Source organism: Brucella sp. H1_1004, assembly GCF_047308065.1.
GTDB classification, from domain to species: Bacteria; Pseudomonadota; Alphaproteobacteria; order Rhizobiales; family Rhizobiaceae; genus Brucella; species Brucella pseudogrignonensis_B.
In genome coordinates this window covers 975,148-998,826 of record NZ_JAYKZA010000002.1, presented here as the reverse complement: position 1 = coordinate 998,826, position 23,679 = coordinate 975,148, and the positions used below count along the sequence as shown (strand labels likewise).

The window sequence follows — 23,679 nt, the reverse complement described above, 5'->3', positions numbered from 1 at the left end:
CACAAAACGCGATATGAACATGGCAATGCGACGCACAGAAACATCCTATGCAAGGCCATGAAATGAAAAACCTGAATGGGTAAAAATCACCCAATCAGGTTTGCATTTTTTAGCAAAGTCGAATTTTACTGCAATATCCGGCAGCGAGGGGAATCCCGAAAACACCCGTCAGCCAGTAACAATTGCGAACAGCCAGACTCTTAATGTGAGATGCTGGTGTTACTGCGATGAAGTGTTCTACTTTTTCACCAGTGTCGCCACCGCTTCAACATGCGGCGACCAGAGGAACTGGTCAATCGGTGTCACGCGGGTAATGCGGTAGCCACCCTTCACCAAAATGGCGAGATCGCGTGCCAGCGTTACCGGGTTGCAAGAGATGGCAACCACCTTGCCGACCTTGGATTTGGCCAGCTCCTGCGCCTGCTCTTCAGCGCCCGCACGTGGTGGATCAAACACCACCGCATCATAAGGCAGCAGCTCCTTCGGCATCAGCGGACGGCGGAACAAATCACGGCGTTCAACCGAAACAGGCTTTAAACCCTGCACATGGCGCACGCCGCGATCAAGGGCCGCGAGTGCTGGCGCATCGTTTTCAATCGCGTGGACTGCGCTTTTTTCTGCAATGCGCAGCGCGAATGTGCCGACACCACAGAAGAGGTCTGCAACGCGCTTAGCCTTGCCGAGATGCGCCTGCACCAGCGACACCATTGCTTCTTCAGCCTCAATTGTTGCCTGCAAAAAACAACCCGGAGGCACCGGAACCGGCACTTTGCCAAAATGGATGATCGGCTTTTTCGGCTCGACGATGATTTCGCCTTCATGCGAAAGGCGGGCAAAGCCCTTTTTCATAATAAGGGCGGTCAGCGCACGGCGTTGCTCATCGCTGAGTTTACCGCAGCCGCTTGCTGCCAGATCAAGCCCTGAGGCCGTAACAGTTGCAGTTAATTTGAACGGCTTGGAACCGGGCGCAATCAATGCACCAACTTCACGCAAGTCATCAAGATGCGCGATGATTTCAGGCACTGTGACGGCGCATTCGACAAGATCGATAATCTCGTGGCTCTGGTGACGATTAAAGCCGAGCAGGACGCCTTTTTCCGTCTTGCGGGCTGCAAATGTGGCACGGCGGCGCGAGCGCGGAAGGCACGCGACCAGCGCATCAACCTCGACATCGAGACCCCGGCCCTTCAAAGCTGAGACGACCAATTCGCGCTTCCATATGCGATAAGGTTCGTCCTGCCAATGCTGCAAAGCACAGCCACCGCAATCTTCAAAATGCTGGCAAGCGGGGTCCTGACGCTCATTGGAGGTTTCGAGCAAGGCCATAACCGTACCACGGTTCTTGTCGCGCGCGACATTGGCCACTTCGCCAGGCAATGTGAAAGGCACAAACAGCTGGCCATCGGAAAGGTTGGCGACGCCATCGCCGCCCGCACCTATCGAGCGGATTGTCACTTGCCCCGTTGCTGGCGTCGTCATAAATCTTTCTTTCCTGCCAAGAGATACTCACGATTGCCGTCGCCGCCCTCAATGGGTGACGGGCAAAGGCCGAGCGCACGCCAACCGGGCTGCGTCTCAAGCCATGACTTTAATTCTTCCGCAATGCGTTCGCCGTCTTGCGGGTCACGCAGAATGCCGCCTTTGCCGATGGCTTCGCGCCCGGCTTCAAACTGCGGCTTTACGAGAAGCGCGCAGATAGCATCTTTTTGCGCAAACGCCAATGCCGGTGGCAGAGCAAGTTTTAGCGAGATAAAACTCACATCCGAAACAACACAACCAATATCGCGCCCATCAAGATGGTTGAAATCGAGCGCTCTTGCGTTCACGCCTTCCTTGTTGGTCACACGCAGATCATTGCGCAATGTCGGATGCAGCTGATCGTGCCCGACATCGATAGCGACGACATGATTGGCACCGCGCTCTAACAGAACTTGCGTAAAGCCGCCAGTCGATGCGCCAATATCAAGCGCATTCAGCCCGTTCACATTGAGATTGAAGTGATCAATCGCAGCAATCAGTTTGAGAGCACCGCGCGAGACATAGGCACTTGCGGGATCATCCACAGTCAGTTCAGCTGTGCGAAGAACATTCTGCCCCGGCTTGGTGACGGGCTTGCCATCAACCTTCACCGTGCCGCGCTGGATTGCGTCGCGCGCACGGGAACGCGTGGCAAACAGGCCGCGATCAACCAGCAACTGGTCTAGACGCGGGCGGTTATCCGGTGATTGCTCGCTCATCACTTATGCGCGGAACGGTGCCGCGATTTCCTCGCGGCCAAGCGCCGCGAAGACGGTGCGCACAATACCAGCGCGATCGAGGCCTGCATTGGCATACATGACTTCCGGCTTGGCGTGATCCTGATAGCTATCCGGCAGGGTCAGCACGCGCACTTTCAGGCCGCGATCCAGCAGACCATCGGTTGCAAGGAATTGCAGCACATGGGCAGCAAAACCACCCGCCGCACCTTCTTCAATGGTTACCAGCACCTCATGCTCACGCGCAAGGCGGCGGATCAGATCATGATCAAGCGGCTTGGCGAAACGCGCATCGGCGACTGTTGTTGAAAGACCTGCTGCAGCCAATTCATCGGCAGCACCCACACATTCCTGCAAGCGTGTCCCAAAGGACAGGAGTGCGACCTTGGTGCCTTCGCGCACAATACGGCCCTTGCCGATTTCCAGCACCGAGCCACGTTCTGGCAGTTCCACGCCGACACCATCACCACGCGGATAGCGGAACGAAATCGGGCCTTCATCATAGTCGGCAGCCGTGCGCACCATATGGCGCAGTTCAGCTTCGTCAGATGCGGCCATCACCACAAAACCGGGAAGCGCTGCAAGGAAGCCGGTATCGAACGAACCGGCATGGGTTGGGCCATCGGCCCCCACCAGACCAGCGCGATCAATCGGGAAACGCACGGGCAGGTTCTGGATCGACACATCATGCACGACCTGATCATAGCCGCGCTGAAGGAAGGTCGAATAAATCGCGCAGAACGGCTTATAGCCTTCGGAAGCAAGACCAGCGGCAAAAGTAACGGCATGCTGTTCGGCAATGCCGACATCAAATGTGCGCTTTGGAAACACTTCACCAAACAGATCTAGGCCGGTGCCGGTCGGCATGGCCGCTGTCACAGCCACGATCTTGTCATCGTGACGGGCTTCTTCAATAAGGCTGGTGCCGAAAATCTTGGTATAGCTCGGTGCATTCGCCGGTGGCTTTGCCTGTTTGCCGGTAATCACATCAAACTTGTTGACGCCGTGATATTTATCGGCGGCAGCTTCCGCAGGTGCATAGCCCTTGCCCTTTTGCGTCACCACATGGATCAACACCGGGCCCTCCTGCGCATCGCGCACATTTTTGAGAACCGGCAACAGATGATCAAGATTATGCCCGTCGATCGGCCCGACATAATAAAAGCCAAGCTCTTCAAACAGCGTACCGCCCGTAAAGAAGGCCCTGGTAAATTCTTCCGATTTGCGCGCCTTGTCCTGCAAGAACTTCGGCAGTTTCTTTGCAACCTGCTTGGCGGCTTCACGCACGCTGCGATAGGTTTTGCCAGAAACGAGCCGCGCGAGGTAAGCACTCATCGCACCCGTTGGCGGCGCAATCGACATGTCGTTGTCGTTGAGGATGACGATCAGCCGTGCATCAAGCGCACCGGCATTGTTCATCGCCTCATAGGCCATACCTGCTGACATGGAGCCATCACCGATAACTGCAATCACATTGCGCTTTTCACCCGAAAGGTCGGCTGCGACGGCCATGCCAAGACCGGCAGAGATCGACGTCGAAGAATGTGCCGCACCAAAGGGATCATATTCGCTTTCAGCGCGCTTGGTGAAACCGGACAGCCCGTTTTCCTGACGCAACGTGCGGATACGATCACGGCGCCCGGTCAGAATTTTGTGCGGATAGGCCTGATGGCCAACGTCCCAGATGATGCGATCATGCGGTGTATCAAAGACATGATGCAGCGCAATGGTCAGTTCCACCACGCCCAACCCAGCCCCAAGATGCCCGCCCGTTGTTGAGACCGCATCCACCAGTTCGGCACGCAGTTCTTCCGCAAGCTTCGGCAAATCCTGCTCCGGCAATGCGCGCAGGGCTTCCGGTGTCGGTGCCTTGTCGAGCAATGGGGTGATGGGTCGGGACATGAAAGCAACCTGTTTCTGGTTTGAATTTTATTTGTCGGTATAGCAGCTGCCAGTGCAGATCAAGCTTGCCAAAGCGCACATGCACATGACGAGACATCGTGTCATATGCGACCACTTTTTGTTTTGTCGCATTATCCGACGCAAAACCGCTGCGCACTTTTACTGGAAATGCTCCATCATTCAGGCAAAGGTATGAATTCTTCTTCATCACCCGGCACAATATCAAAACGTCCGGTGCGCCATTCTTCCTTGGCCTGCTCAATGCGCTCTCTGGAAGACGACACGAAATTCCACCAGACATAACGTTTCGAGCCAAGAGCCGCACCGCCAAACAGCATGAAATGCGCGCCCTCAGGCCCGGCCTGCACGACAATATCGTCACTCGGACGGAAAGCCAGCAAACGATCCGGTGGAAACACATCGCCACCAATGCCGACATTGCCACGCAGCGTATAAATCGCGCGTTCTTCAGTCGTTGGCGGAATATGAAAGCGCCCGCCGGGCAGCACTTCAATATCGGCATAAAGCGTTTCAGCATGCTGGATGACCGGTGATGAAACACCATGCATGGAGCCGATGATCAAACGTCCGTTAAATTCACGATCTTCCATCAGCGGCAGGTCGGGAGAATTGGTGTGATAAAAATGCGGATCGATTTCTTCAAATTGCTCGGGCAGCGCCAGCCATGTCTGCACGCCTGAAATGGATAGCGGACCAGTGCGCTCTTCTTCCGGCGAACGCTCGGAATGCACAATACCGCGCCCTGCCGTCATAAGGTTTACGTCGCCCGGACGGATCACCATTTCGGTACCAAGGCTGTCACGATGACGGATATGACCATCAAACAGATAGGTCACGGTCGAAAGACCAATATGCGGATGCGGACGCACGTCAAGCGCATCGCCATCCTTCAGCACTGCTGGTCCCATGCGATCAAAGAAAATAAAGGGCCCAACAAGCCGTCGCTTCACAGTGGGTAAAGCACGACGCACTTCCAGCCCGCCAATATCGCTGGTGCGCGGAATGACAAGCGTTTCGATTGCATCAACCGATGTCTTGTCACCAAGCACCGGGTCAGGACAGGGGGAAAAACTCATTGGGTAGCCACCAAATAAAAGCGCACCGGCAAGCCGTTTGCCGGTGCGTTATCTTTAAAAAGATAGAACTGTGTCAGCGATTGTGCAACAGGCGCGACAATTCGTTGGTGTCAGGCACCTGCCCATTACTGGTCAGCTTATCCACCAGACCAGGCAGCACCTGTGAGAGCTGATTGAGCAGTTCCTGCTGGTCAATACCGGCATGAGCTGCAATTTCACTCAATGTTTTATTGCCAAGCGCATCGCCGAGTTGGCCGGGTTCAATCTGATGATTGTCGCCTTGGCCGATCCACGAATCGACCTTATCGCCAAGACCTGCCTGCTTGAGCTGATCCAGAAGACCACCCAGACCGCCACCTAGCGGACCGGGTGCTGCCGGTGCGGATGACGCACTACCACTTGCAAGGGCGCCACCAAGCAGGCCACCAAGGCCACCCAGAATGCCGCCAAGCAATCCGCCACCATTATCTGCCTGATGAGCCGATTGGTCTGGAATGGATGCAGGCTGTTCAGGTTCGTCGCTATGCCCTTTCAGCATCTTGCCAACGAGCAGCGCGCCGAGCGCTATCAGAACCGGCTTGGCAAGGCTGCCGCCGGGAATCGGCGAGTTCTTGGAATTGTCGTCATAACTTCCCATCACACGATACTCCCTGTTGGTCGCTGTGTTTTTTCACACGCGATAAGTTAAAGTGAAATAAGTTTTCAGCTTTCACAAGCATTATACCTTGCCAAATCGAAACTATTGTGAAAATTTTCTAAATGCCTGATGCAAAACCTTATTTTCGCAATCGGAGATATTAGATGTCTATAATAAGCTGGATTATTCTAGGACTAATTGCCGGCTTCATCGGCAGTAAAGTCGTCAATAAAAGCGGCCAGGGACTGTTCTTCGACATTGCATTGGGCATTGTCGGGGCCATCGTTGGCGGCGTTCTTTCTTCAACACTGTTTGGTCGCGGTGTCACTGGCGCATTCGACCCCATCAGCCTGATCATTGCTATTATCGGATCGATCATTGTCCTGTGGGCCTATCACAAGATCACAGGCAAGCGTTCCATCGGCTGAAAAACACGTTATAGTGCTATGGCTCCGGTTTGCGCCGGAGCCTTTTTATTACATTATTAACGAAAGCGCCGACAGTTGATGGGTTTCATTGATCACTACATCGCAGCCTATGGTGCCTTTGCTATATTGGTTATCGTGTATTTTGAATCCTTTGGTGCGCCGCTTCCCGGTGAAAGTGCTTTGATCGCATGTTCTCTTCTTGCGCTGAATGGCACATTGAACATAGAGCACGTACTGATTGCTGTGTTTATCGGAGCCGTTCTTGGAGACTGCACAGGTTACATCATCGGGCGTTATGGTGGCCGTGCGCTGATCCTGCGTTACGGCAGTCGCATTAAAATCACACCGGAGCGGCTCGAACAATTTGAGAAAATGTTCGAAACAAAAGGCATCTATGTTGTTGCGACAGCACGCTTTGTCGTTTTGCTACGCCAACTCAACGGCATCATCGCCGGATCTATGAAAATGCCGCCGCTGCATTTTATGGCCGCCAATATTGTCGGCGCTTTTGGCTGGACGCTCGTTTGGGGGCTCGGCCCCTATCTTCTGAGTGGTGTGCTTGCGCCTTATGTCATTCACATCAAAAACATGATCCATTAAACTCGACAAAACGTCGTTTTCGGCGGATCAAATATAGTGATGCACAAATGCAACAAAAAGCGATAAATTTGATTGATCTATATTTAAATTGAACAGTGTTGCCTCGTCATTAAAACTTCACTAATCTGACATGTAATTGATATTGTTTGTTTTTTTAACACCTCTATAAGCGCTCCCGTCACACCTCACTTATGGAGTTTCTTATGAGGGTTAAGCATTTTCTCTGCGCTTCGGCTGCAGTTTTTTCGTTCGCATCAGTTGCACAGGCTGCTGACGCGATTGTTGCGCCAGAGCCAGAAGCAGTAGAATATGTTCGCGTTTGCGATGCATACGGCGCTGGCTATTTCTACATTCCAGGCACCGAAACCTGCCTGCGCATCCACGGCTACGTTCGTGCAGACATCAAGGGTGGCGACAATGTCTATGCCAAGACACTTGGCGCTCGTGATCGCGACACTTATGACTATCTGACCCGTTTCTCGCTCCGCTTCTCGACCGCTTCGGAAACCGAACTCGGCACACTGAAGACCTATACTGAAGCCCGCTTCCAGTACCAGAATGGCGCCGATGCTGGCTCGACCGGCACTCTGCGTTATGGCTACATCCAGCTCGGCGGCCTGCGCGTTGGTCTCGATGAATCTGCGTTCGTAACGTTCACCGGCTACCTCGGCGACGTCATCAATGACGACGTGATCCTCGCTGGTGGCACCCGCACCAACGCGATCAGCTACACTTTCAAGGGCGGCAATGGCTTCTCGGCGATCATCGCGCTTGAACAGGGTGGCAATGGCGATTCCAACGGTTCCGTAACCATCGACGATTACACACCGCATGTTGTCGGCGGCCTGAAATATGCTCAGGGCTGGGGTTCGATCGCTGGTGTTGCAGCTTACGACGCGCTCAATGAAAAGTGGATGGGCAAGGTTCGCCTCGACGTGAACGTAACCGAACAGTTCTCGATCTGGGGACAGGGCGCTTACAAGTCGAATGACGACCACTACATCGCTGGCGTTCGTCAGATCGACAGCTTCTACGGCACATGGGGCGGCGATTGGGCTGTCTGGGGTGGTGCGAAGTACAAGTTCAACAAGAAGACAGCCTTCAACATTCAGGCCGCCTATGAAGAAGCTGGCCGTTTTGCAGGCACGATGAACGTTGCCTACACCATCGTACCGGGCTTCACCATTACGCCGGAAGTGTCCTACACCAAGTGGAACGATGATCGTTCGGTCCTCAAGGGCAAAGACGCTGTTCAGGGCATGGTTCGCTTCCAGCGCTCGTTCTAAGTCGAATGGCATGCAACAAATTGAGGCTGCTGCAATCGTGAGACCTCCAGTCAGATCGCAGTGGCACAAAGAGATAGCGGCTCCAAAAGAGCCGCTATTTTGACATCTCGATATTTTTTAACTGATCTTATTCCGCGTCGAGCGGTTCTGTGCCCACAGGCTGCCCATCGCGACCAACGCGAATCTTTTCGACCTTGTCTTCCGCAGATTTGAGCAGCGTATCGCAATGTTTCTTCAGCGCTTCGCCGCGCTCATAGATGCGGATCGATTCTTCAAGCGGCACATCGCCCCGCTCCAGAGCATCGACGATCTTCTCAAGCTGCTTCAAGGCGTCCTCAAAGCTCATAACTGCAATGTCGGTGTTGGACGGTTCGGTTACCATGGTTTATCCTTTCAACAGCCGCGTAATATGGGAAGACGCGGACTGCGACAAGCCCTCAAGATCATATCCACCTTCAAGCACGCTCACCAATCGGTGATTGCAGAAACGTTCTGCACGTTCCATGAGCTTGCCCGTCGCCCAGTCAAAATCCGCCTCATCGAGATTGATCTCGGAAAGAGGATCACGGAAATGCGCGTCGAAGCCAGCTGAAATAAGGATCAAATCTGGCTGGAAGTTGTCCAAAGCAGGCAATACACGACTATTAAATGCCTCGCGAAATTCGCGGCTGCCAGTATTGGGCGAGAGTGGTGCATTGACGATGTTGCCCACACCCACCTCATCTTTCCGACCTGTGCCGGGAAAGAGCGGAAACTGATGGGTCGAGCAGAACAAAACGCTCGGATCGTCTTGGAAAATATCCTGCGTACCGTTGCCGTGATGTACGTCCCAATCGACAATCGCGATGCGTTCCGCTCCATGATTGCGCTGCGCATGACGTGCGGCAATAGCGACATTGTTAAACAGGCAAAAGCCCATGGCGGTTGCCAGTTCGGCATGATGCCCGGGCGGGCGCGAGGCGACGAAGACATTGTCAGCCTGCCCCGAAAACACGTCATCAACCGCAGTGGTAGCCGCACCAATTGCCAGAAGCGCTGCTTCCCAGCTTTTGGGACTCACATAAGTGTCGACACCAAGCTTGTTGATTGGTTGCGGTGCTTCTTCGTCATCAACCGGATCGGGAATCTGCTTGCGGATCTCATCGATATAGCTTTCTGGATGCGCGAGCAGAATGGCATCTTCTGATGCCATTTTCGCTTCCACACGGTCGAGACGATAAAAATCCGGGCCTTCCAGTTCGCTCATCAAAGCACGAATACGGTCGGGCCGCTCGGGATGTCCGGGCGGCACGATATGTTCTAGATAGGTCGGATGCCAGTAAAGCCGTGTTGTCATATATTCACTTTAGCATCAGCTCTGCGACATTCAGATGATTTCCGTGCGCGTGATGTTGATGCCGAAACCTTCCAGACCAACATAGTGACGCTCACGTGAAGCCAGCAGCACAATCGACGTGATGCCAAGATCTTTGAGTATCTGCGCACCAAGGCCAATCTGACGCCATTCTTCTTCACGGGCAACGGCTTCTGCATGGGCCTCGTGTTCACCAAGCAACGCTTCTCGCGCCCGCGCATCGCGGTGATCAGAACGCACGCCAACCGAATCTTCACGCAGATAAACCAGAACGCCGCGGCCTTCTTTGCCCATGCGTTTCATGATCTCGTCGAGATTGCTGCCGCCATTACCGAACACATCGCTCAGCACATCTTCACGATGCAGACGGACAGGCACTTCTTCGCCATCCCGAATATCACCAAATACAACAGCGACATGCTGCATCGGCTCCCATGGCAATTCGTAGGTATAGGCATGAGCGGGACCGGCGCAAGTCGTGACGGGCGCATCGTTAATGCGCTTGACCAGTGTTTCCTTGCGCTGACGATAGGCGATGAGATCAGCCACCGTTACCCGATGAAGCGCATGCTTTTCAGCAAATGCTTTTACGTCAGGGCCACGCATAACGGTTCCATCATCATTGATCAGTTCACAAATCACGCCAATTGGCGGAAGGTTTGCGAGCTTGCACAGATCAACAGCCGCTTCCGTATGGCCAGAGCGCATCAACACGCCGCCTTCTCGCGCGATCAGCGGGAAAATATGGCCCGGACGCACAAAATCGGAAGCACCGGCATTCGGGTTTGCGAGGTTGCGCACAGTCAGCGTGCGATCTTCAGCAGAAATGCCGGTTGTGGTGCCGTGGCGGTAATCAACAGTGACGGTGAAAGCCGTCGTGTGTGCGGACTCGTTTTCCGCGACCATCGGCGCGAGATTGAGGCGCTTGGCTTCTTCGCGCGTCATCGGCGTGCAGACGATGCCAGATGTATACCGAACGATGAAGGCCATCTTTTCCGGCGTGCAGTGCACGGCAGCAACGATAAGATCGCCTTCGTTCTCACGTCCGTCATCATCCATCACGACAACAATTTCGCCACGCTCGAAAGCGCGCAGCGCATCAACGACCTGTTTCTGATTATAGCTCATTTCAGCCTCAATGGTTGTACCACAGCTTCAGTCTCTTGCTTTCACGCATGTTGCGGAAACCGGTTTCCCTTTTCCGCGACATGCTCAGAACCGGCCCTTGGTCCCTGAAACCACCTCTGAATATTTTATACCCGTCCTGTCTGTCCCCGATGGCGCAGATAATGATCGGCAATGGCGCAAGCAACCATCGCTTCGCCAATCGGCACAGCGCGGATACCCACGCAAGGATCATGACGACCCTTGGTCATCACATCCACTTCCTTGCCCTGCGCATCAATCGACTTGCGCGGCGTGAGGATCGACGATGTTGGCTTTACTGCAAAGCGCGCCACCACAGGCGCACCGGTTGCAATGCCACCCAGAACGCCGCCTGCCTGATTGGACAGGAACATCGGCTGACCGTCTTTGCCGATGCGCATTTCATCAGCATTTTCTTCGCCCGTCAGACGTGCGGCTTCAAAACCATTGCCGATCTCAACGCCCTTCACGGCATTAATCGACATCAGATAGCTCGCAATGTCCTGATCGAGCTTGCCATAGATTGGCGCACCAATACCGGCAGGAACGCCTTCCGCCACGATTTCGATAATCGCACCGATGGAAGAGCCATTTTTACGAATACCATCGAGATATTCGGCAAAGACCTCGACCGAACCCGCATCCGGCGTGAAGAACGGGTTGTTATCGACTTCGTTCCAGTCCCACCGCGCGCGATCAATGTCATGCACGCCCATCGAGACCAGCGCGCCGCGCACCTGCAAGCCCGGAACAACCTTGCGCGCAATAGCACCGGCTGCAACACGTGCGGCGGTTTCACGCGCCGAAGAGCGCCCGCCGCCACGATAATCGCGAATGCCGTATTTGACGTCATAGGCATAATCGGCATGACCGGGGCGGTACTGCCGGGCAATATCGCCATAGTCCTTGGAACGCTGATCGGTGTTTTCGATCATCATCGAAATTGGCGTGCCAGTCGTGGTCATGGTCACGCCGTCGTCGCCCAGAAGCACACCGGACAGCACGCGAACCTGATCCGGCTCGCGGCGCTGCGTGGTATATTTCGACTGACCCGGCTTACGCTTATCGAGATAGGACTGAATTTCGGCCTCGGTAAATGTGATGCCGGGAGGGCAGCCATCCACGACACAACCAAGCGCAATTCCGTGGCTTTCACCCCAGGTGGTTACGCGGAACAGATGACCGAAACTGTTATGAGACATGAGCTAAGCCTGATTACGGAGCGCCTTTTCCGGCAAGATATGGGGCGGTTTTATTGGCCTTTTGAGCAACGGTCAAATTATTGCTGGGAATAGCGCATCAGGATCGCAAAATTTCCATCAGATCATCCCTATACCGCATTCTTTTTGACACATTCCACCAGCTAAATTGCCCTCATAATGATGTTGCTTCCCTCGATTTCAGATCTTAGTGTTTGCTAAGAAATCAGGGAGCAATCGCCAAATGCAATTCGTGTCGAATCAGTCAGTGGACGGTCGGTCACTCAAAAGGAGGATGACACCCATGCAGTATATTGTGGGACTGCTCTTTATCATTGCTTCGCTCTTTTCGACCGTTGCAATGGCAGATGATGTTGAAGGTAAGATCACCGGCATCAATCAGGATAAAGAAACAATCACGCTTGATGACGGCAAGACCTATAAGCTGCCGGGCGAGTTTGATTATTCCGCTATTAACAAAGGCATGAAGGTTATCATTCTCTATGATGAAGCCGACGACACGCGCTTTGTCACTGATATTCAGGAAGCGCCGTAAATTCAGATCACGGATAGAATTGTGCCCGTGTCGTATTGGCGAATATAATCGACACGGGTTCCATCCCAATGATAGCTGTAATGCCGGCCCTGAACAGGAATTGTTATAACATCCGGCCAGAAAATCCCGATGCAAAGTCCACCGCGCATCCGCACACTCGGCCAGACAAGCCCTTGACTCCCCGCCGCGCGCAACTCCCTGCCCTCAATATGAGACGCCGTATAGTCAAGGGGATCCAGCACACCCGGTACTTTACTTACATCGTCCAGTTCCCGTTCGATGCTTCCGATCAGCACTCGAAAATCTGAAGTCCAGCCCGGCTCTTCCTTGGTTGCGCGCATGAATTTTTCATGATGGTGAATGGTTTCAGCCACTGCCACCTCTTCGCGATCAGCGGCATAATAAATGCCGTAACTGCCATCGCTGAAACGTCCGGGGCGGGTTATCGAACAATGCACGAAAGGCGCCATGACATAAGTTGCCCCCTGCCCTGCCACGCGCCTGTCGGCCGGAACTTTGCCAAGATCGCCAATTTCAAACCGTATGCGCGGATTGGTTTTTTCCTCGACCGAGGCCAGCGCCTCCCAGTCACGCGGGTCTGCGATATCTTCAAACAGATCAATCGGCGGATGAATGGAGCGGATGATGCGAAATGTCTGCGGCCAGTCGACCTGCCGTTTCTCAGCCAGTCCGCTTACCATGCGCCGCGCTCCGCATTGAGCCATTCGCGCAAAGCCGCAAGATCAGAGATTTCACCGCGCAACATCAGGTCCAAAGCCGAAAGTCCTCCGAACGCATCATTGGGCTTTCTGATCCACGCATAGCCCCGCGCAGGATCACGGAACAGATAGCGCAATCCTTTGTGAATACCCATCAGATGCGCCATACGCATCCGCAGGTCGCGATCAATCCGGCCTATGCTGCCGTCTTTCCAGCGCGCCCATGTGCGCGGCGACATATCACCCAACAGCGTGCAGGCTTCTCCATCCGAGAGCTTCCAGACCTTCAACAGATTGACCGTCGTGCGCGCCAATGCACCCGCTTCTTCGTCGGTGATCGCGTTCGTCAGCGTGCCTGCTGGCGTGATACTGATTGGCTGAAGTTCAATCGCAGCTTCTCCTTATGGCAGAAGTGTAACATAATTTTGCCAAATGGCAAATCAGCGCACGACAAACCATGTCGTTGCTAGACTTTTGGGGGCGAGTCTGCTTGTGTCCGAGAGATGGGGGCCGCCAGTAATCCGGTCAGGCCGAGTATTGCATTTGGGGCAAGCATCGATGGATGATCCGATAAAATCACTCGACAGGCCGGGAAACAGATCAGCGCAGGCGCGCTATGTATTCTTTGCGGCACTGACGGGAATATTGACCGGAACAGTCGGTTCTTATTTTCATCTCATCATTGATGCGCTGATGACATGGCCGCAAAAGCTTGGTCAATACATCACCGGAACATCGCTTATCATTGCGGCTGCACTGTTTACAATGTCCTGCACAATACTTGCGGCTTTCATTGTTCGTCGTTTTGCGCCCGAAGCTGGCGGCAGTGGCGTGCAGGAAATTGAGGGCGCCATGGAAGGCTTGCGAGAAGTCCGGTGGCGCCGCGTTTTGCCGGTGAAGTTTCTTATGGGTATCACATCGATCTCATCCGGCCTCGTTCTGGGGCGCGAAGGCCCCACCATCCATATCGGCGCGTCACTGGGTGCAGCCATTACAGATTTCTTCAAAGTCAGCGAAACTGAACGGCGTGGCATTCTTGCTGCGGGTGCGGCGGCAGGCCTTGCCTGCGCGTTTAATGCGCCATTGGCAGGTGTTCTGTTTATCGTTGAGGAAACGCACAAGCAGTTTCCCTATACGTTCCGCACCTATATGGGCGTGATCGCGGCTGCGCTGCTCGCAACCGTCATGACGCAAATTATCGGCGGTACAGCGCCTGATATGTCGATGCCGGAGGTAAAAGCAGCGCTTGAACATGTTCCAGCGTTTGTCTTGCTCGGCTGTCTGCTTGGCTTTGTTGGCGTGGCGCTGAATGGCGGCATTATGTGGGCGGTCAATTTTGCAGCCACTATGCACAATCGCGTACCGTATCTGTATCCGGCGATTATCGGACTATGCGTGGGCGCCCTCTTCATTGTGCTGCCTTATTCCGTCACGGGTGGCGAGCATATCATCATGGAGATTGCGCATCAGAAAACCGGCTTGGCGCTGCTGCTTCTGCTGGCGTTTGCACGCTATTTTACAATGGTCGGCAGCTATTCCAGCGGCGTTCCAGGCGGGATTTTTGCGCCAATGCTTACACTCGCGACCTGTATCGGTCTGGCCTTTGCAGGCATCATCAGCGTGTTTTTGCCAGAGGCTGGCATCATGCCATTGGCATTTGCAATTGCGGCGATGGGCGGGCTATTTACCGCATCAGTTCGTGCACCAATTGTCGGCGTTGTTCTCACGCTCGAACTCACAGGTGCCTATGGCATGACAATGCCACTCATCGCCACCTGCCTCACGGCCAATCTTGTTGCACAATGGATTGGCGGCAAGCCGATTTATGAACAGCTTCTCGACCGCACATTGGCGCAGGCAGGCATCAAGCCAAAAGACAGGTCAGCAGAATCACGCACCGGCTTGGCATGAGGAAAAGGATCTGAGCCTGCTCAGATCCACTCAAGCTTATTGTTCTCGAACTTCAGTATTTTGTCCTGCGGAATCGAGAGATTAGCGGCAGCATGGCCATCGATATCGCCGTAAAGATAAAATAGGGTGCGAATGCAGCCGCCATGCGTAACGCAGACAGTCGGCCATTCAACCGCTTCGACCCAGCGGCCAATGCGCTGTGAGAGGCGCATATAGCTTTCAGCCGTCTCACCGGGTGGTATGAAGTTCCATTTGTCTTTGGCACGCGCTTCCAAAAGGTCTTCGCGTTCCTTGGCAATGTCTTCCATCATGAAGCCCTGCCAATCGCCGAAATTCACTTCCATCAATTGCGGGTCGGTGCGGAAATCATAAGGATCGAGGTCCATGCGCAGACGAATGCGCTCCATGGTTTCGCGGGTACGACGCAGAGGGCTTGCAACAAAATCATAACCGGCGCCATCGCCGATCAGCGATTTCAGCATATCGCCGTTTCGGTCTGCCTGTGTGCGGCCATGCGCATTGATATCAATATCAAGCTGCCCCTGAATGCGCTGCGCAACATTCCAGTCCGTCTCACCATGACGCGAAAAATAGATGATCTCGCGGGCCAAAATCACACCTCTGTCTGCACGTAATTCTATTTTAAATAGCCCCTTCGGCGATGAAGAGACAAAGAAAAATCCCGAAAAGTCGGTCAACTTTTCGGGATTTTGGAATGCTCAGATCAGTCTTTGACGACTGAAATGTCCGGGGCGTCGACCGCTTTCATGCCGATCACATGATAGCCGCTGTCAGCATGGTGAACTTCACCTGTGACCGAACGCGACAGATCGGACAGGAAGTAAAGGCCAACATCACCCACTTCATCAATGGTGACCGTGCGGCGCAGCGGTGCATTATATTCGTTCCACTTGAGAATATAGCGGAAGTCGCCAATACCAGATGCGGCCAGCGTCTTGATCGGGCCTGCGGAAATCGCATTCACGCGAATGTTCTGCGGTCCAAGATCAACAGCCAGATATTTCACACTTGCTTCAAGAGCTGCCTTTGCAACACCCATGACGTTGTAGTTCGGCATAACTTTTTCAGCGCCATAATAGGTCAGCGTGAGAATCGAACCGCCGTCATTCATCAGCTTTTCCGCACGACGCGAAATCGCAGTCAGCGAATAAACCGAAATCAGCATGGTGTTCTGGAAATTGGCTTCTGACGTGTCAACGTAGCGGCCAGTCAGCTCATCCTTATCGGAGAAACCAATGGCGTGAACGACGAAGTCAAGCTTGCCCCACTTGTTCTCCAGCGCTTCAAAAACAGCATCAATGCTTGCGCCGTCAGCAACATCGCAATGGCCAGCAACAAAAGCATCCAGTTCTTCGGCCAACGGCTCGACACGCTTCTTGAGCGCATCACCCTGATAGGTGAATGCGAGTTCCGCGCCCGCTTCACGAGCAGCCTTGGCAATGCCCCAGGCGATAGAACGGTTGTTGGCTACGCCCAGAATCAATCCGCGCTTGCCCTGCAACAAACCTGACTTTGCGGTCATTAAGGGTCCTCATAGAATATAAACAACTAGATGCCCTATCGCACAGCATTGCACTGGCTTCAAGCAATTGCGCATAAAAAGCCGGGTATTATAAAATCTAAACGACGGATCGCCGCGCAGTGCAGCGATCCGGTTACAGTCTATCGAGGCGCAATATCAATTATTCGCCTCGGCGTTTCTTTAAAAATTCTTCCAATTCCGCATCGCCACCTTCCGGCAGCATGATGCGGACATGGACGTAAAGATCGCCGTGGCCACCGGCCTTTAGCGGCAAGCCTTTACCCTTCAGGCGCAGCACCTTGTCGGAGCTTGACCAGGCGGGCACTTTCACCGCGATACGACCGCTCAGCGTTTCAACTTCCGCCTTGCCACCAAGCGCTGCGTCTGCAAGTTCAACCGGCAGATCGACATGCACATCGCGGCCTTCAAGACGGAAGCGCGCACTCGGCTTAAAATGGATCGTTACCAGCGCATCGCCGGGCGTGCCGCCGACAATGTGCTCGCCTTGGCCCTTGAGACGGATGGTCTGGCCATCTTCAACATATTGTGGCAGCTTGATTTTAAGGTGTTTCCCATTCGGAAAAACAGCCTCAACCTTGTCCGCGCCTGCTGCCTGCTCAAGCGTAATATTGATGGAAGCAGCCAGATCGCTGCCTTTCACCGGACCGCGCTGACGTGCTCCGCCGCGACCGCCGCCAAAAGCGCCGCCGAATAGATCATTGAGAATGTCTTCGGCACCGCCGCCAAAACCACCCTGCTGGCCACCGCCACGCTGACGAAAGCCAGCGAACGGATCGCCACCAGCAAATCCAGATTGACCGCCGAAACCGCCCTGCCCGCCAAAGCCCTGAAAGGCCTGCTTGCCTTCGGCGTCAATCTCGCCACGATCAAACTGGCCACGTTTGTCCTTGTCACCGACAATTTCATAGGCCTGATTGATTTCTGAAAAGCGCTCCTGCGCCTTCGGATCATCCTTGTTCTGATCCGGATGATATTTCTTGGCCAGCTTGCGAAAAGCCGACTTTATTTCTTCGGGCTTCGCCGTTTTGGCGACGCCCAACACGCTATAGGGATCGCGCATATAGTCCTCATTCGGGAAAATGACTGAATAATCAGTCGTTAGACTCACTTTGCCGTAATATGAGTACTAAGCCTTAAAACTTCCAGACTTATAGCTGTGAGAATAGAAAAAAGCTTGGAACGCGCACTCAAAGCGGTGCGAACGAGGTTAACGTCCACTCGCCGCCACGCTGCATACAGGTTTCACCGCGATAGATCGAGACGCCATCAAAAGCTTCGCGCGATGTTTCAAACTGGCGACACAGCGTGTCGTTGGACTTTGTTTCAGCGATTGTTGTAATCGCACCCTGACTGCCGGTATCAGGATTGGCCCAGGGAACGGGCTTTTTGCCCCATTGGGTGAAGTTGAGAGCGGATACGATGCTTTTGATCGTGGATTGATCGGAGCGCTTGCCGTTGTCGGTCTCATCTTTTTCGACTGACTTGATGGAACCGGTAATCGTCGAGGAATCAGGCACTGCCTTGTCGATACTCACTCCACCCATCGCACAACCTGAGAGAGAAACCATGGCGACGGCAAATGCCACACGGCGGATCAAAGCCATGTTACAGTTGAAGGTCACATCATTTCTTACGCGGCGAGCAAGTCGAGCGGCCAACGGTCTTCCCTTAAATACATCCTAAAGATGTAGTGAATATGGGGGATATGGAGTTAACAAGTCGTTCGCAGACACGGTAAACAAATCACTATCAAAGAACAACGCAGAAAATTCTCGCTTCTCACCAAAGTCATGGACAAACTGTGCGATATGAACCAAGTTTGCTCACAACAATTCCGACTGACTTTTGAAATAGCACCCAATGACAGATGACCGCGACGATTTCACCCAAAGTTCCGAACCTTTCAAGCTCTTTGCGCAATGGCTGAATGACGCCACCAAAAGCGAAATAAACGACCCAAATGCCGTCGCGCTCGCCACAGTTGACCCGGACGGTCTGCCAAATGTGCGCATGGTTCTGCTCAAAGATTTCGACGAGCACGGCTTTGTCTTCTACACCAATTACGAAAGCGCCAAGGGGCAGGAAATCCTGTCTGCCGAAAAAGCGGCCATGTGCTTTCACTGGAAATCGCTGCGGCGTCAGGTCCGTGTGCGTGGCCCTGTCGAAAAGGTGAGCGCCGTAGAAGCCGACGCCTATTACGCATCACGACCACGTGGCAGTCGTATCGGTGCCTGGGCATCCAAGCAGTCGCGGCCACTCGAAAGCCGCTTTGCACTCGAAAAGGCTGTTGCAGAATATACAGCACGTTATGCGATTGGAGACATTCCGCGTCCTCAACACTGGTCAGGCTTCCGCATCCGCCCGGTTTCCATTGAGTTCTGGCATGATCGCCCCTTCCGCCTGCATGACCGCGTGTTGTTTACCCGCGACACACCGGAAGGCGACTGGACCAAAGATCGTCTCTATCCATAAAAATAAAAAGGCCGCTGAAATCAGCGGCTTTTTTGTATCTATACCATCGGCTTCAACGCCACCCAAAGGCTTCCCAGCACGAGGCCTAAGAAAATCAGCCATCCCACCGTGTTGTTCGACTTAAACAGACGCAGGCATTGATCGGGATTATCGATGTCGAGCACGATGATCTGGCGGTAAAGATGAACGCCCGCCGCGAGCAGTCCCGCAAGCGCTGGCATCGGCACCTGTGCAACCGCAAAGGCAGCGGCAAAAAAGCCAATCGCGCCGCCATAAAGAACCAGCAGCGCCGTCTTGGTATGTTTGCCAAACAGGCGCGCGGTCGACCCGACGCCGACCAGCGCGTCGTCTTCCTTGTCCTGATGAGCGTAGATCGTGTCATAGCCAATCGTCCAAAGGATCGCGCCGATATAAAGCAACACGGGTGACAGCGCGAGCGAGCCCTGGACTGCCGCCCACCCCATCAGCGCGCCCCACGAAAAGGCAAGGCCAAGCACCAGCTGCGGCAGGTTCGTAATGCGCTTCATGAAAGGATAGGCCGCGACGATCACTAGCGATGCAACGCCAAGGCCAATCGTGAACCAGTTAAATTGCAGCACAACGGCCAGCCCAAGCAGAGCCTGCAAGACGATGAATATTTTCGCCTGTTTGCGCGTCACCTGACCAGACGGCAAAGGTCGAGAACGGGTGCGGTCCACTTTGTCGTCAATATCCTGATCAGCAAGATCATTATATGTGCAGCCAGCGCCACGCATCGCGACAGAGCCAACGAAAAATAAAACCAGATGCCAGATCGATGGCACCACCGACCAAACATCATCCCCCGGCTGCGCACCTGCACCCGCTACAAGCGCAGCCGACCAAAAACACGGCCATAAAAGCAGCTGCCAGCCAATCGGACGATCCCAGCGTGCAAGCTGGGCATAGGGCCACAGCGATGGCGGCAGCACCCGATAAACCCAGTGGCCAGATGGCGCATCCTTGACGCGTCCGCGGCTTTCGCGTGACTGAACATCCGAACCGGTGCCCATATCGGGCTTTGACTGCTGCATGACTGCTTGCTTTCCTGAAACTATGCCGGTGCGGCCGCTTTTTATCCAAAAATCGCAGCACTGCCCTTGCCCGCGCGTGCGTTGGGCAATAGAGACCCGTATAAACAACGTTTACTGATCTCACGCGCAGGGAGCAAGGCATGAAAGTTCTGTTGATCGGTTCGGGCGGACGCGAACACGCATTGGCATGGAAACTCGCCGCATCCGAAAAGCTGACAAAGCTCTATTGCGCGCCGGGCAATCCCGGCATTGCTGAATATGCAGAACTGGTAACACTGGACATTACCGATCACGCAGCCGTCATTGCCTTTGCCAAACAGAATGCGATTGATTTGGTTGTCGTTGGCCCGGAAGCACCCCTTGTTGCTGGCCTTGCTGATGATCTTCAAGCTGCCGATATTCGCGTCTTCGGTCCTTCTAAGCTCGCCGCACAGCTTGAAGGGTCGAAGGGCTTCACCAAAGATCTCTGCGCCCGTTTTGATATTCCGACCGGCGCTTATGGCCGCTTCAACAATGCGCCAAAAGCCAAAGCCTATATCCGTGAAATGGGTGCGCCCATCGTCGTCAAAGCCGACGGACTAGCCGCGGGCAAAGGTGTTGTCGTTGCCATGACGCTCGATGAAGCGCTCAATGCCGTTGATATGTGTTTTGAAGGCGCATTTGGCTCTGCCGGTGCGGAAGTTGTGGTTGAAGAGTTTCTTGAAGGCGAGGAAGCAAGCTTTTTCTGTATCTGCGATGGCAAAACAGCGCTGCCACTTGGCTCTGCGCAGGACCACAAGCGCGTTGGCGATGGCGATACAGGCCCGAACACCGGCGGCATGGGAGCTTATGCCCCTGCCCCTGTCATGACGCCAGAAGTCGTTGAGCGCACCATGCGCGAGCTGATTGAGCCAACCATGCGCGGCATGGCGGAAATCGGTGCGCCCTTCTCGGGCGTGCTGTTCCTCGGCCTGATGATCGGCAAAGACGGCCCGAAGCTCATTGAATATAACACCCGCTTTGGTGATCCTGAGTGCCAGGTACTGATGATGCGCCTCGAAACTGATCTGCTCGACCTCATCAATGCAGCCGTTGATGGCAAACTTGATGAAGTTAAGCTCGAATGGAAAGACCAGCCAGCTCTAACCGTGGTTATGGCTGCGGAAGGCTATCCGGCCAACGTGAAGAAGGGCAGTGTTATTCGCGGCCTTGAAAAGCTCGACGGAATTGACGGCCTCAAAGTCTTCCACGCTGGCACAGCGGAAAAAGACGGCAATCTCATTGCCAATGGCGGCCGCGTTCTTAACGTGACAGCGATGGCTAAAACCGTCGCGGAAGCGCAAAGCAAAGCCTATGACGCCGTGAAGCGTGTCGACTGGCCAGAAGGCTTTTATCGCTCCGACATCGGCTGGCGTGCAGTAGAACGCGAACGCTCAGGCGCGTAGTTCACGCTATATGAACCCGGTTTCTAGCCGCTAAGCAATGTGGACGCGGTTGCGGCTTTTTATGCGATATGGACGCGATTGCGGGTTATTATGCAATGTGGACGCGGTTGCGTCCGGCGTTCTTCGCATCATAAAGCGCCGAGTCCGCACGGCGCATCGTCTCGTAGAGGCTTTCCTCATCAACCTGTTCCGCGACGCCAAAGCTTGCCGTCGGACCCCAATCGGGTGCTTTTTCAGCAAATCGTAGTTTACTGAGAGATTCGCGCAGGCTTTGTGCAAGACTTTCTGCCGCCGCCATATCAGCGTCTGGAATAAATACAACAAACTCCTCTCCGCCCATCCGCGCAGCCACGGCTGACTTCGGGAGCTGAGTTCTAAGCAACTTGCCAAAAGCCGCAATGACCCGGTCCCCGCCGTCATGGCCATAGGTATCGTTCACGCGTTTGAAGAAATCGAGATCGCTCATAATCACCGCATAGCGAATCCGTGCACCTTTACGGGCCAACACACGCGAGACATGCCGGTCAAATCCACGGCGATTATAAATCTGCGAAAGTTCGTCTACCTCTGACTGCTCACTCGCCTCGCCCACCATGTGCGAAACTGTGGTTACAAGCAGCAGCAGACCGCGCGCGGCATGCAAAAAAACGCCAATCGACAGCGATATAATTACGTGCAGCGTATTGGCTGGATCATCCGGCCTGATATCCGCACCCGGACCGGAGATCAGAAAAGCTTTCGAAAGATAATGAATGCAGCTAATCACGGCCAGCGCCATAATTAGCTTATCAACCAGTCGTGGCATTCCAGAGCGATAGATCACCCATATAATAATAAGCTGGGCCAGACAAAGCGGCAGCTGATACAAAAAGCGATGCAGGAAAGACGTGCGTGGCAGCTCTAAAATCAGCAAATTGCACAGCAGAGCGGCGACGAAAAAAGCACCTATCAGTTTCCAGTCTATTTTCTGGCGGTAAATACTTTGCAGCCCGATAATGACTGCCAGAAACGCTATCATTGATAGCGCAAATGAAATGACAACGAGCAGACGGGTGTTTATCGCTGCCGGAATCCAATAGCCGAATAGCGAAACAAGTGCCGCTGCAATCGCCGCTAATGTAAACCAGCGCGGAGCAGCATAATTGCGCTCCTGCATAGCTACAAAAGCGAATGTCAGAATGAAAACGCACGACACCGTGAGATTAACAGTCAGAAAATACGGAACGAGCGTCATATATCAGCACCTTTCAACATACCCAACGTTTAAAAGCATGCGAAGAAAATTTCATTAAGAACGAGGCTATTCTTTACAGGAAAAACAACATCTTTGCAGCATTCAGACATGAGGCACGTTTAAAAAAATATCTTTGCATTCCGTTAATCAGTATTATTTTGATCCCTATATTTTTTACTTATCGTAGTAATTTTCTCGATTTCGGAAAAGCGCCTTGTAAAAGTCATGAAGGTCACATATATGTAAGGCATCGATTTTGTTTTCGAATGTTGCGGCGCGCTTTTCGCCACCCGGTACTTCTTTCAAATTCGTAAAATTCGGCGATGGACACATGTCTATTATATATCAACCGTGCGATTTGAAAGGAATTCAACATGGCAAACGGAACAGTAAAATTCTTCAACACAACCAAGGGCTTCGGCTTCATTCAGCCTGATGACGGCGGCGTAGACGTGTTCGTTCACATCTCGGCTGTTGAACGTTCGGGCCTCAGCACCCTCAATGAAGGCCAGAAGGTCAGCTTTGAAGTTGTTGCAGACCGCCGTTCGGGCAAGAATGCAGCAGAAAACCTGCGCGCACTCTAATCATTACTTAAGCAAAGCAGTTTGAAGCTTTGCTTGCGTGATTGCGCAAAGAAATTTGTCTCCAGTCTTTGACCACGGATGTACTGGCACTGATTGTTGAGACTTATGAAGGTCGGGTCCATGCCCGGCCTTTTTGCTTTTATGGGGCGGAAAACGTCTAATAAAGCGGCTCCTCATTGTTGCACAACCTGATTGCTCGTTCAGTCGTTCACTATCGCTCTTGCGACCCAGCTACAATGAACGCTACCTGGCTTAAGAA

At 53.7% G+C, this 23,679-nt stretch carries 25 protein-coding genes; 8 read left to right on the top strand and 17 right to left on the bottom strand.

The window, feature by feature from the left end; translation table 11 throughout:
• Positions 1 to 237: 237 nt before the first annotated feature.
• The 5 genes from U2P60_RS11995 to U2P60_RS11975 all read right to left on the bottom strand — a co-directional run bounded on the left by U2P60_RS11995 (position 238) and on the right by U2P60_RS11975 (position 5,891).
• Positions 238 to 1,479, bottom strand: a complete 1,242-nt coding sequence (locus U2P60_RS11995) for a class I SAM-dependent RNA methyltransferase (RefSeq protein WP_413572808.1) — start codon at positions 1,477 to 1,479, stop codon at positions 238 to 240.
• Entirely contained in the window at positions 1,476 to 2,237 is a 762-nt protein-coding gene (locus U2P60_RS11990) for a TlyA family RNA methyltransferase (protein ID WP_413572807.1), read from the bottom strand. Before U2P60_RS11990 ends, U2P60_RS11995 begins: the two co-directional genes overlap by 4 nt.
• Before the next feature lie 3 nt (positions 2,238 to 2,240).
• Positions 2,241 to 4,157, bottom strand: a complete 1,917-nt coding sequence (dxs, locus tag U2P60_RS11985; RefSeq protein WP_413572806.1) for a 1-deoxy-D-xylulose-5-phosphate synthase — start codon at positions 4,155 to 4,157, stop codon at positions 2,241 to 2,243.
• Between the two features lie 176 nt (positions 4,158 to 4,333).
• The gene (locus U2P60_RS11980) at positions 4,334 to 5,254 is read right to left on the bottom strand and encodes a pirin family protein (RefSeq protein WP_413572805.1); all 921 of its coding nucleotides are present in this window, start codon (positions 5,252 to 5,254) and stop codon (positions 4,334 to 4,336) included.
• 73 nt (positions 5,255 to 5,327) lie between these two features.
• Positions 5,328 to 5,891 carry a YidB family protein gene (locus U2P60_RS11975; RefSeq protein WP_413573771.1) on the bottom strand — a complete coding sequence of 188 codons (564 nt, stop codon included), beginning with the start codon at positions 5,889 to 5,891 and terminating at the stop codon, positions 5,328 to 5,330.
• A 164-nt stretch (positions 5,892 to 6,055) separates the two neighbouring features.
• Between U2P60_RS11975 and U2P60_RS11970 the strand changes: the two genes are divergently transcribed.
• From U2P60_RS11970 to U2P60_RS11960, 3 genes are all read left to right on the top strand, one after another.
• On the top strand, positions 6,056 to 6,319 hold the full coding sequence (locus tag U2P60_RS11970; RefSeq protein ID WP_413572804.1) for a GlsB/YeaQ/YmgE family stress response membrane protein: 264 nt from the start codon (positions 6,056 to 6,058) through the stop codon (positions 6,317 to 6,319).
• Positions 6,320 to 6,397: 78 nt separating this feature from the next.
• A complete protein-coding gene (locus U2P60_RS11965) occupies positions 6,398 to 6,919 on the top strand; it encodes a DedA family protein (protein WP_413572803.1) in 522 nt (173 codons plus the stop codon).
• Positions 6,920 to 7,122: 203 nt separating this feature from the next.
• Positions 7,123 to 8,205 (top strand): porin, encoded by a 1,083-nt coding sequence (locus U2P60_RS11960; RefSeq protein ID WP_413572802.1) that lies wholly within the window; start codon positions 7,123 to 7,125, stop codon positions 8,203 to 8,205.
• A 127-nt stretch (positions 8,206 to 8,332) separates the two neighbouring features.
• Here U2P60_RS11960 and U2P60_RS11955 read toward each other — a convergent pair whose 3' ends face one another.
• The 4 genes from U2P60_RS11955 to aroC form a co-directional block, all read right to left on the bottom strand.
• On the bottom strand, positions 8,333 to 8,587 hold the full coding sequence (locus U2P60_RS11955) for an exodeoxyribonuclease VII small subunit (RefSeq protein WP_250040228.1): 255 nt from the start codon (positions 8,585 to 8,587) through the stop codon (positions 8,333 to 8,335).
• Between the two features lie 3 nt (positions 8,588 to 8,590).
• Positions 8,591 to 9,541, bottom strand: coding sequence for a histone deacetylase family protein (locus U2P60_RS11950; protein ID WP_413572801.1), 951 nt, complete (start codon positions 9,539 to 9,541; stop codon positions 8,591 to 8,593).
• 30 nt (positions 9,542 to 9,571) lie between these two features.
• Positions 9,572 to 10,687 (bottom strand): 3,4-dihydroxy-2-butanone-4-phosphate synthase, encoded by a 1,116-nt coding sequence (gene ribB, locus U2P60_RS11945; RefSeq protein ID WP_413572800.1) that lies wholly within the window; start codon positions 10,685 to 10,687, stop codon positions 9,572 to 9,574.
• A gap of 125 nt (positions 10,688 to 10,812) precedes the next feature.
• Complete coding sequence (aroC, locus tag U2P60_RS11940) at positions 10,813 to 11,907, bottom strand: chorismate synthase (protein ID WP_413572799.1); 1,095 nt, start codon at positions 11,905 to 11,907, stop codon at positions 10,813 to 10,815.
• A gap of 301 nt (positions 11,908 to 12,208) precedes the next feature.
• Here aroC and U2P60_RS11935 point away from each other — a divergent pair, with 301 nt between their 5' ends.
• Positions 12,209 to 12,460 carry a DUF1344 domain-containing protein gene (locus tag U2P60_RS11935; protein WP_313828039.1) on the top strand — a complete coding sequence of 84 codons (252 nt, stop codon included), beginning with the start codon at positions 12,209 to 12,211 and terminating at the stop codon, positions 12,458 to 12,460.
• Between the two features lie 2 nt (positions 12,461 to 12,462).
• Here the strand turns inward: U2P60_RS11935 and U2P60_RS11930 are convergent, their stop codons facing one another.
• Positions 12,463 to 13,161: an RES family NAD+ phosphorylase gene (locus U2P60_RS11930; protein ID WP_413572798.1), complete on the bottom strand. Its 699-nt coding sequence runs from the start codon at positions 13,159 to 13,161 to the stop codon at positions 12,463 to 12,465.
• Positions 13,155 to 13,568: an MbcA/ParS/Xre antitoxin family protein gene (locus tag U2P60_RS11925; protein ID WP_413573770.1), complete on the bottom strand. Its 414-nt coding sequence runs from the start codon at positions 13,566 to 13,568 to the stop codon at positions 13,155 to 13,157. Before U2P60_RS11925 ends, U2P60_RS11930 begins: the two co-directional genes overlap by 7 nt.
• 169 nt (positions 13,569 to 13,737) lie before the next feature.
• Here U2P60_RS11925 and clcA point away from each other — a divergent pair, with 169 nt between their 5' ends.
• Positions 13,738 to 15,090 (top strand): H(+)/Cl(-) exchange transporter ClcA, encoded by a 1,353-nt coding sequence (gene clcA / locus U2P60_RS11920; protein WP_413572797.1) that lies wholly within the window; start codon positions 13,738 to 13,740, stop codon positions 15,088 to 15,090.
• A gap of 20 nt (positions 15,091 to 15,110) precedes the next feature.
• Here the strand turns inward: clcA and U2P60_RS11915 are convergent, their stop codons facing one another.
• The 4 genes from U2P60_RS11915 to U2P60_RS11900 form a co-directional block, all read right to left on the bottom strand.
• Positions 15,111 to 15,701, bottom strand: coding sequence for a histidine phosphatase family protein (locus tag U2P60_RS11915; RefSeq protein ID WP_413572796.1), 591 nt, complete (start codon positions 15,699 to 15,701; stop codon positions 15,111 to 15,113).
• 113 nt (positions 15,702 to 15,814) lie between these two features.
• On the bottom strand, positions 15,815 to 16,633 hold the full coding sequence (gene fabI, locus U2P60_RS11910) for an enoyl-ACP reductase FabI (RefSeq protein ID WP_313828034.1): 819 nt from the start codon (positions 16,631 to 16,633) through the stop codon (positions 15,815 to 15,817).
• Between the two features lie 160 nt (positions 16,634 to 16,793).
• On the bottom strand, positions 16,794 to 17,714 hold the full coding sequence (locus tag U2P60_RS11905) for a DnaJ C-terminal domain-containing protein (RefSeq protein WP_413572795.1): 921 nt from the start codon (positions 17,712 to 17,714) through the stop codon (positions 16,794 to 16,796).
• A gap of 127 nt (positions 17,715 to 17,841) precedes the next feature.
• Positions 17,842 to 18,312, bottom strand: coding sequence for an RT0821/Lpp0805 family surface protein (locus U2P60_RS11900; RefSeq protein WP_313828032.1), 471 nt, complete (start codon positions 18,310 to 18,312; stop codon positions 17,842 to 17,844).
• A gap of 202 nt (positions 18,313 to 18,514) precedes the next feature.
• Between U2P60_RS11900 and pdxH the strand changes: the two genes are divergently transcribed.
• Complete coding sequence (gene pdxH / locus U2P60_RS11895) at positions 18,515 to 19,126, top strand: pyridoxamine 5'-phosphate oxidase (protein ID WP_413572794.1); 612 nt, start codon at positions 18,515 to 18,517, stop codon at positions 19,124 to 19,126.
• Between the two features lie 38 nt (positions 19,127 to 19,164).
• Here the strand turns inward: pdxH and ubiA are convergent, their stop codons facing one another.
• Entirely contained in the window at positions 19,165 to 20,157 is a 993-nt protein-coding gene (ubiA, locus tag U2P60_RS11890; protein WP_409558654.1) for a 4-hydroxybenzoate octaprenyltransferase, read from the bottom strand.
• 161 nt (positions 20,158 to 20,318) lie between these two features.
• On the opposite strand from ubiA, the gene purD reads away from it, so the two are divergent.
• A complete protein-coding gene (gene purD, locus U2P60_RS11885; protein WP_413572793.1) occupies positions 20,319 to 21,602 on the top strand; it encodes a phosphoribosylamine--glycine ligase in 1,284 nt (427 codons plus the stop codon).
• Positions 21,603 to 21,690: 88 nt separating this feature from the next.
• On the opposite strand, the gene U2P60_RS11880 is transcribed toward purD, so the two are convergent.
• Positions 21,691 to 22,836, bottom strand: coding sequence for a diguanylate cyclase (locus tag U2P60_RS11880; protein WP_413572792.1), 1,146 nt, complete (start codon positions 22,834 to 22,836; stop codon positions 21,691 to 21,693).
• Positions 22,837 to 23,210: 374 nt separating this feature from the next.
• Between U2P60_RS11880 and U2P60_RS11875 the strand changes: the two genes are divergently transcribed.
• On the top strand, positions 23,211 to 23,420 hold the full coding sequence (locus U2P60_RS11875; protein ID WP_250040201.1) for a cold-shock protein: 210 nt from the start codon (positions 23,211 to 23,213) through the stop codon (positions 23,418 to 23,420).
• Positions 23,421 to 23,679 lie beyond the last annotated feature (259 nt).

What these genes read in the sequence shown, in the direction of transcription:
- ubiA (WP_409558654.1), bottom strand. Translation starts at nt 20,157, where the DNA reads ATGGGCACCGGTTCGGATGTTCAGTCACGCGAAAGCCGCGGACGCGTC.
- U2P60_RS11980 (WP_413572805.1), bottom strand. Translation starts at nt 5,254, where the DNA reads ATGAGTTTTTCCCCCTGTCCTGACCCGGTGCTTGGTGACAAGACATCG.
- U2P60_RS11950 (WP_413572801.1), bottom strand. Translation starts at nt 9,541, where the DNA reads ATGACAACACGGCTTTACTGGCATCCGACCTATCTAGAACATATCGTG.
- pdxH (WP_413572794.1), top strand. Translation starts at nt 18,515, where the DNA reads ATGACAGATGACCGCGACGATTTCACCCAAAGTTCCGAACCTTTCAAG.
- aroC (WP_413572799.1), bottom strand. Translation starts at nt 11,907, where the DNA reads ATGTCTCATAACAGTTTCGGTCATCTGTTCCGCGTAACCACCTGGGGT.
- U2P60_RS11960 (WP_413572802.1), top strand. Translation starts at nt 7,123, where the DNA reads ATGAGGGTTAAGCATTTTCTCTGCGCTTCGGCTGCAGTTTTTTCGTTC.
- U2P60_RS11880 (WP_413572792.1), bottom strand. Translation starts at nt 22,836, where the DNA reads ATGACGCTCGTTCCGTATTTTCTGACTGTTAATCTCACGGTGTCGTGC.
- U2P60_RS11970 (WP_413572804.1), top strand. Translation starts at nt 6,056, where the DNA reads ATGTCTATAATAAGCTGGATTATTCTAGGACTAATTGCCGGCTTCATC.
- U2P60_RS11935 (WP_313828039.1), top strand. Translation starts at nt 12,209, where the DNA reads ATGCAGTATATTGTGGGACTGCTCTTTATCATTGCTTCGCTCTTTTCG.
- U2P60_RS11930 (WP_413572798.1), bottom strand. Translation starts at nt 13,161, where the DNA reads ATGGTAAGCGGACTGGCTGAGAAACGGCAGGTCGACTGGCCGCAGACA.
- U2P60_RS11995 (WP_413572808.1), bottom strand. Translation starts at nt 1,479, where the DNA reads ATGACGACGCCAGCAACGGGGCAAGTGACAATCCGCTCGATAGGTGCG.
- dxs (WP_413572806.1), bottom strand. Translation starts at nt 4,157, where the DNA reads ATGTCCCGACCCATCACCCCATTGCTCGACAAGGCACCGACACCGGAA.
- U2P60_RS11975 (WP_413573771.1), bottom strand. Translation starts at nt 5,891, where the DNA reads ATGGGAAGTTATGACGACAATTCCAAGAACTCGCCGATTCCCGGCGGC.
- purD (WP_413572793.1), top strand. Translation starts at nt 20,319, where the DNA reads ATGAAAGTTCTGTTGATCGGTTCGGGCGGACGCGAACACGCATTGGCA.
- U2P60_RS11905 (WP_413572795.1), bottom strand. Translation starts at nt 17,714, where the DNA reads ATGCGCGATCCCTATAGCGTGTTGGGCGTCGCCAAAACGGCGAAGCCC.
- U2P60_RS11990 (WP_413572807.1), bottom strand. Translation starts at nt 2,237, where the DNA reads ATGAGCGAGCAATCACCGGATAACCGCCCGCGTCTAGACCAGTTGCTG.
- U2P60_RS11965 (WP_413572803.1), top strand. Translation starts at nt 6,398, where the DNA reads ATGGGTTTCATTGATCACTACATCGCAGCCTATGGTGCCTTTGCTATA.
- U2P60_RS11955 (WP_250040228.1), bottom strand. Translation starts at nt 8,587, where the DNA reads ATGGTAACCGAACCGTCCAACACCGACATTGCAGTTATGAGCTTTGAG.
- U2P60_RS11875 (WP_250040201.1), top strand. Translation starts at nt 23,211, where the DNA reads ATGGCAAACGGAACAGTAAAATTCTTCAACACAACCAAGGGCTTCGGC.
- ribB (WP_413572800.1), bottom strand. Translation starts at nt 10,687, where the DNA reads ATGAGCTATAATCAGAAACAGGTCGTTGATGCGCTGCGCGCTTTCGAG.
- clcA (WP_413572797.1), top strand. Translation starts at nt 13,738, where the DNA reads ATGGATGATCCGATAAAATCACTCGACAGGCCGGGAAACAGATCAGCG.
- fabI (WP_313828034.1), bottom strand. Translation starts at nt 16,633, where the DNA reads ATGACCGCAAAGTCAGGTTTGTTGCAGGGCAAGCGCGGATTGATTCTG.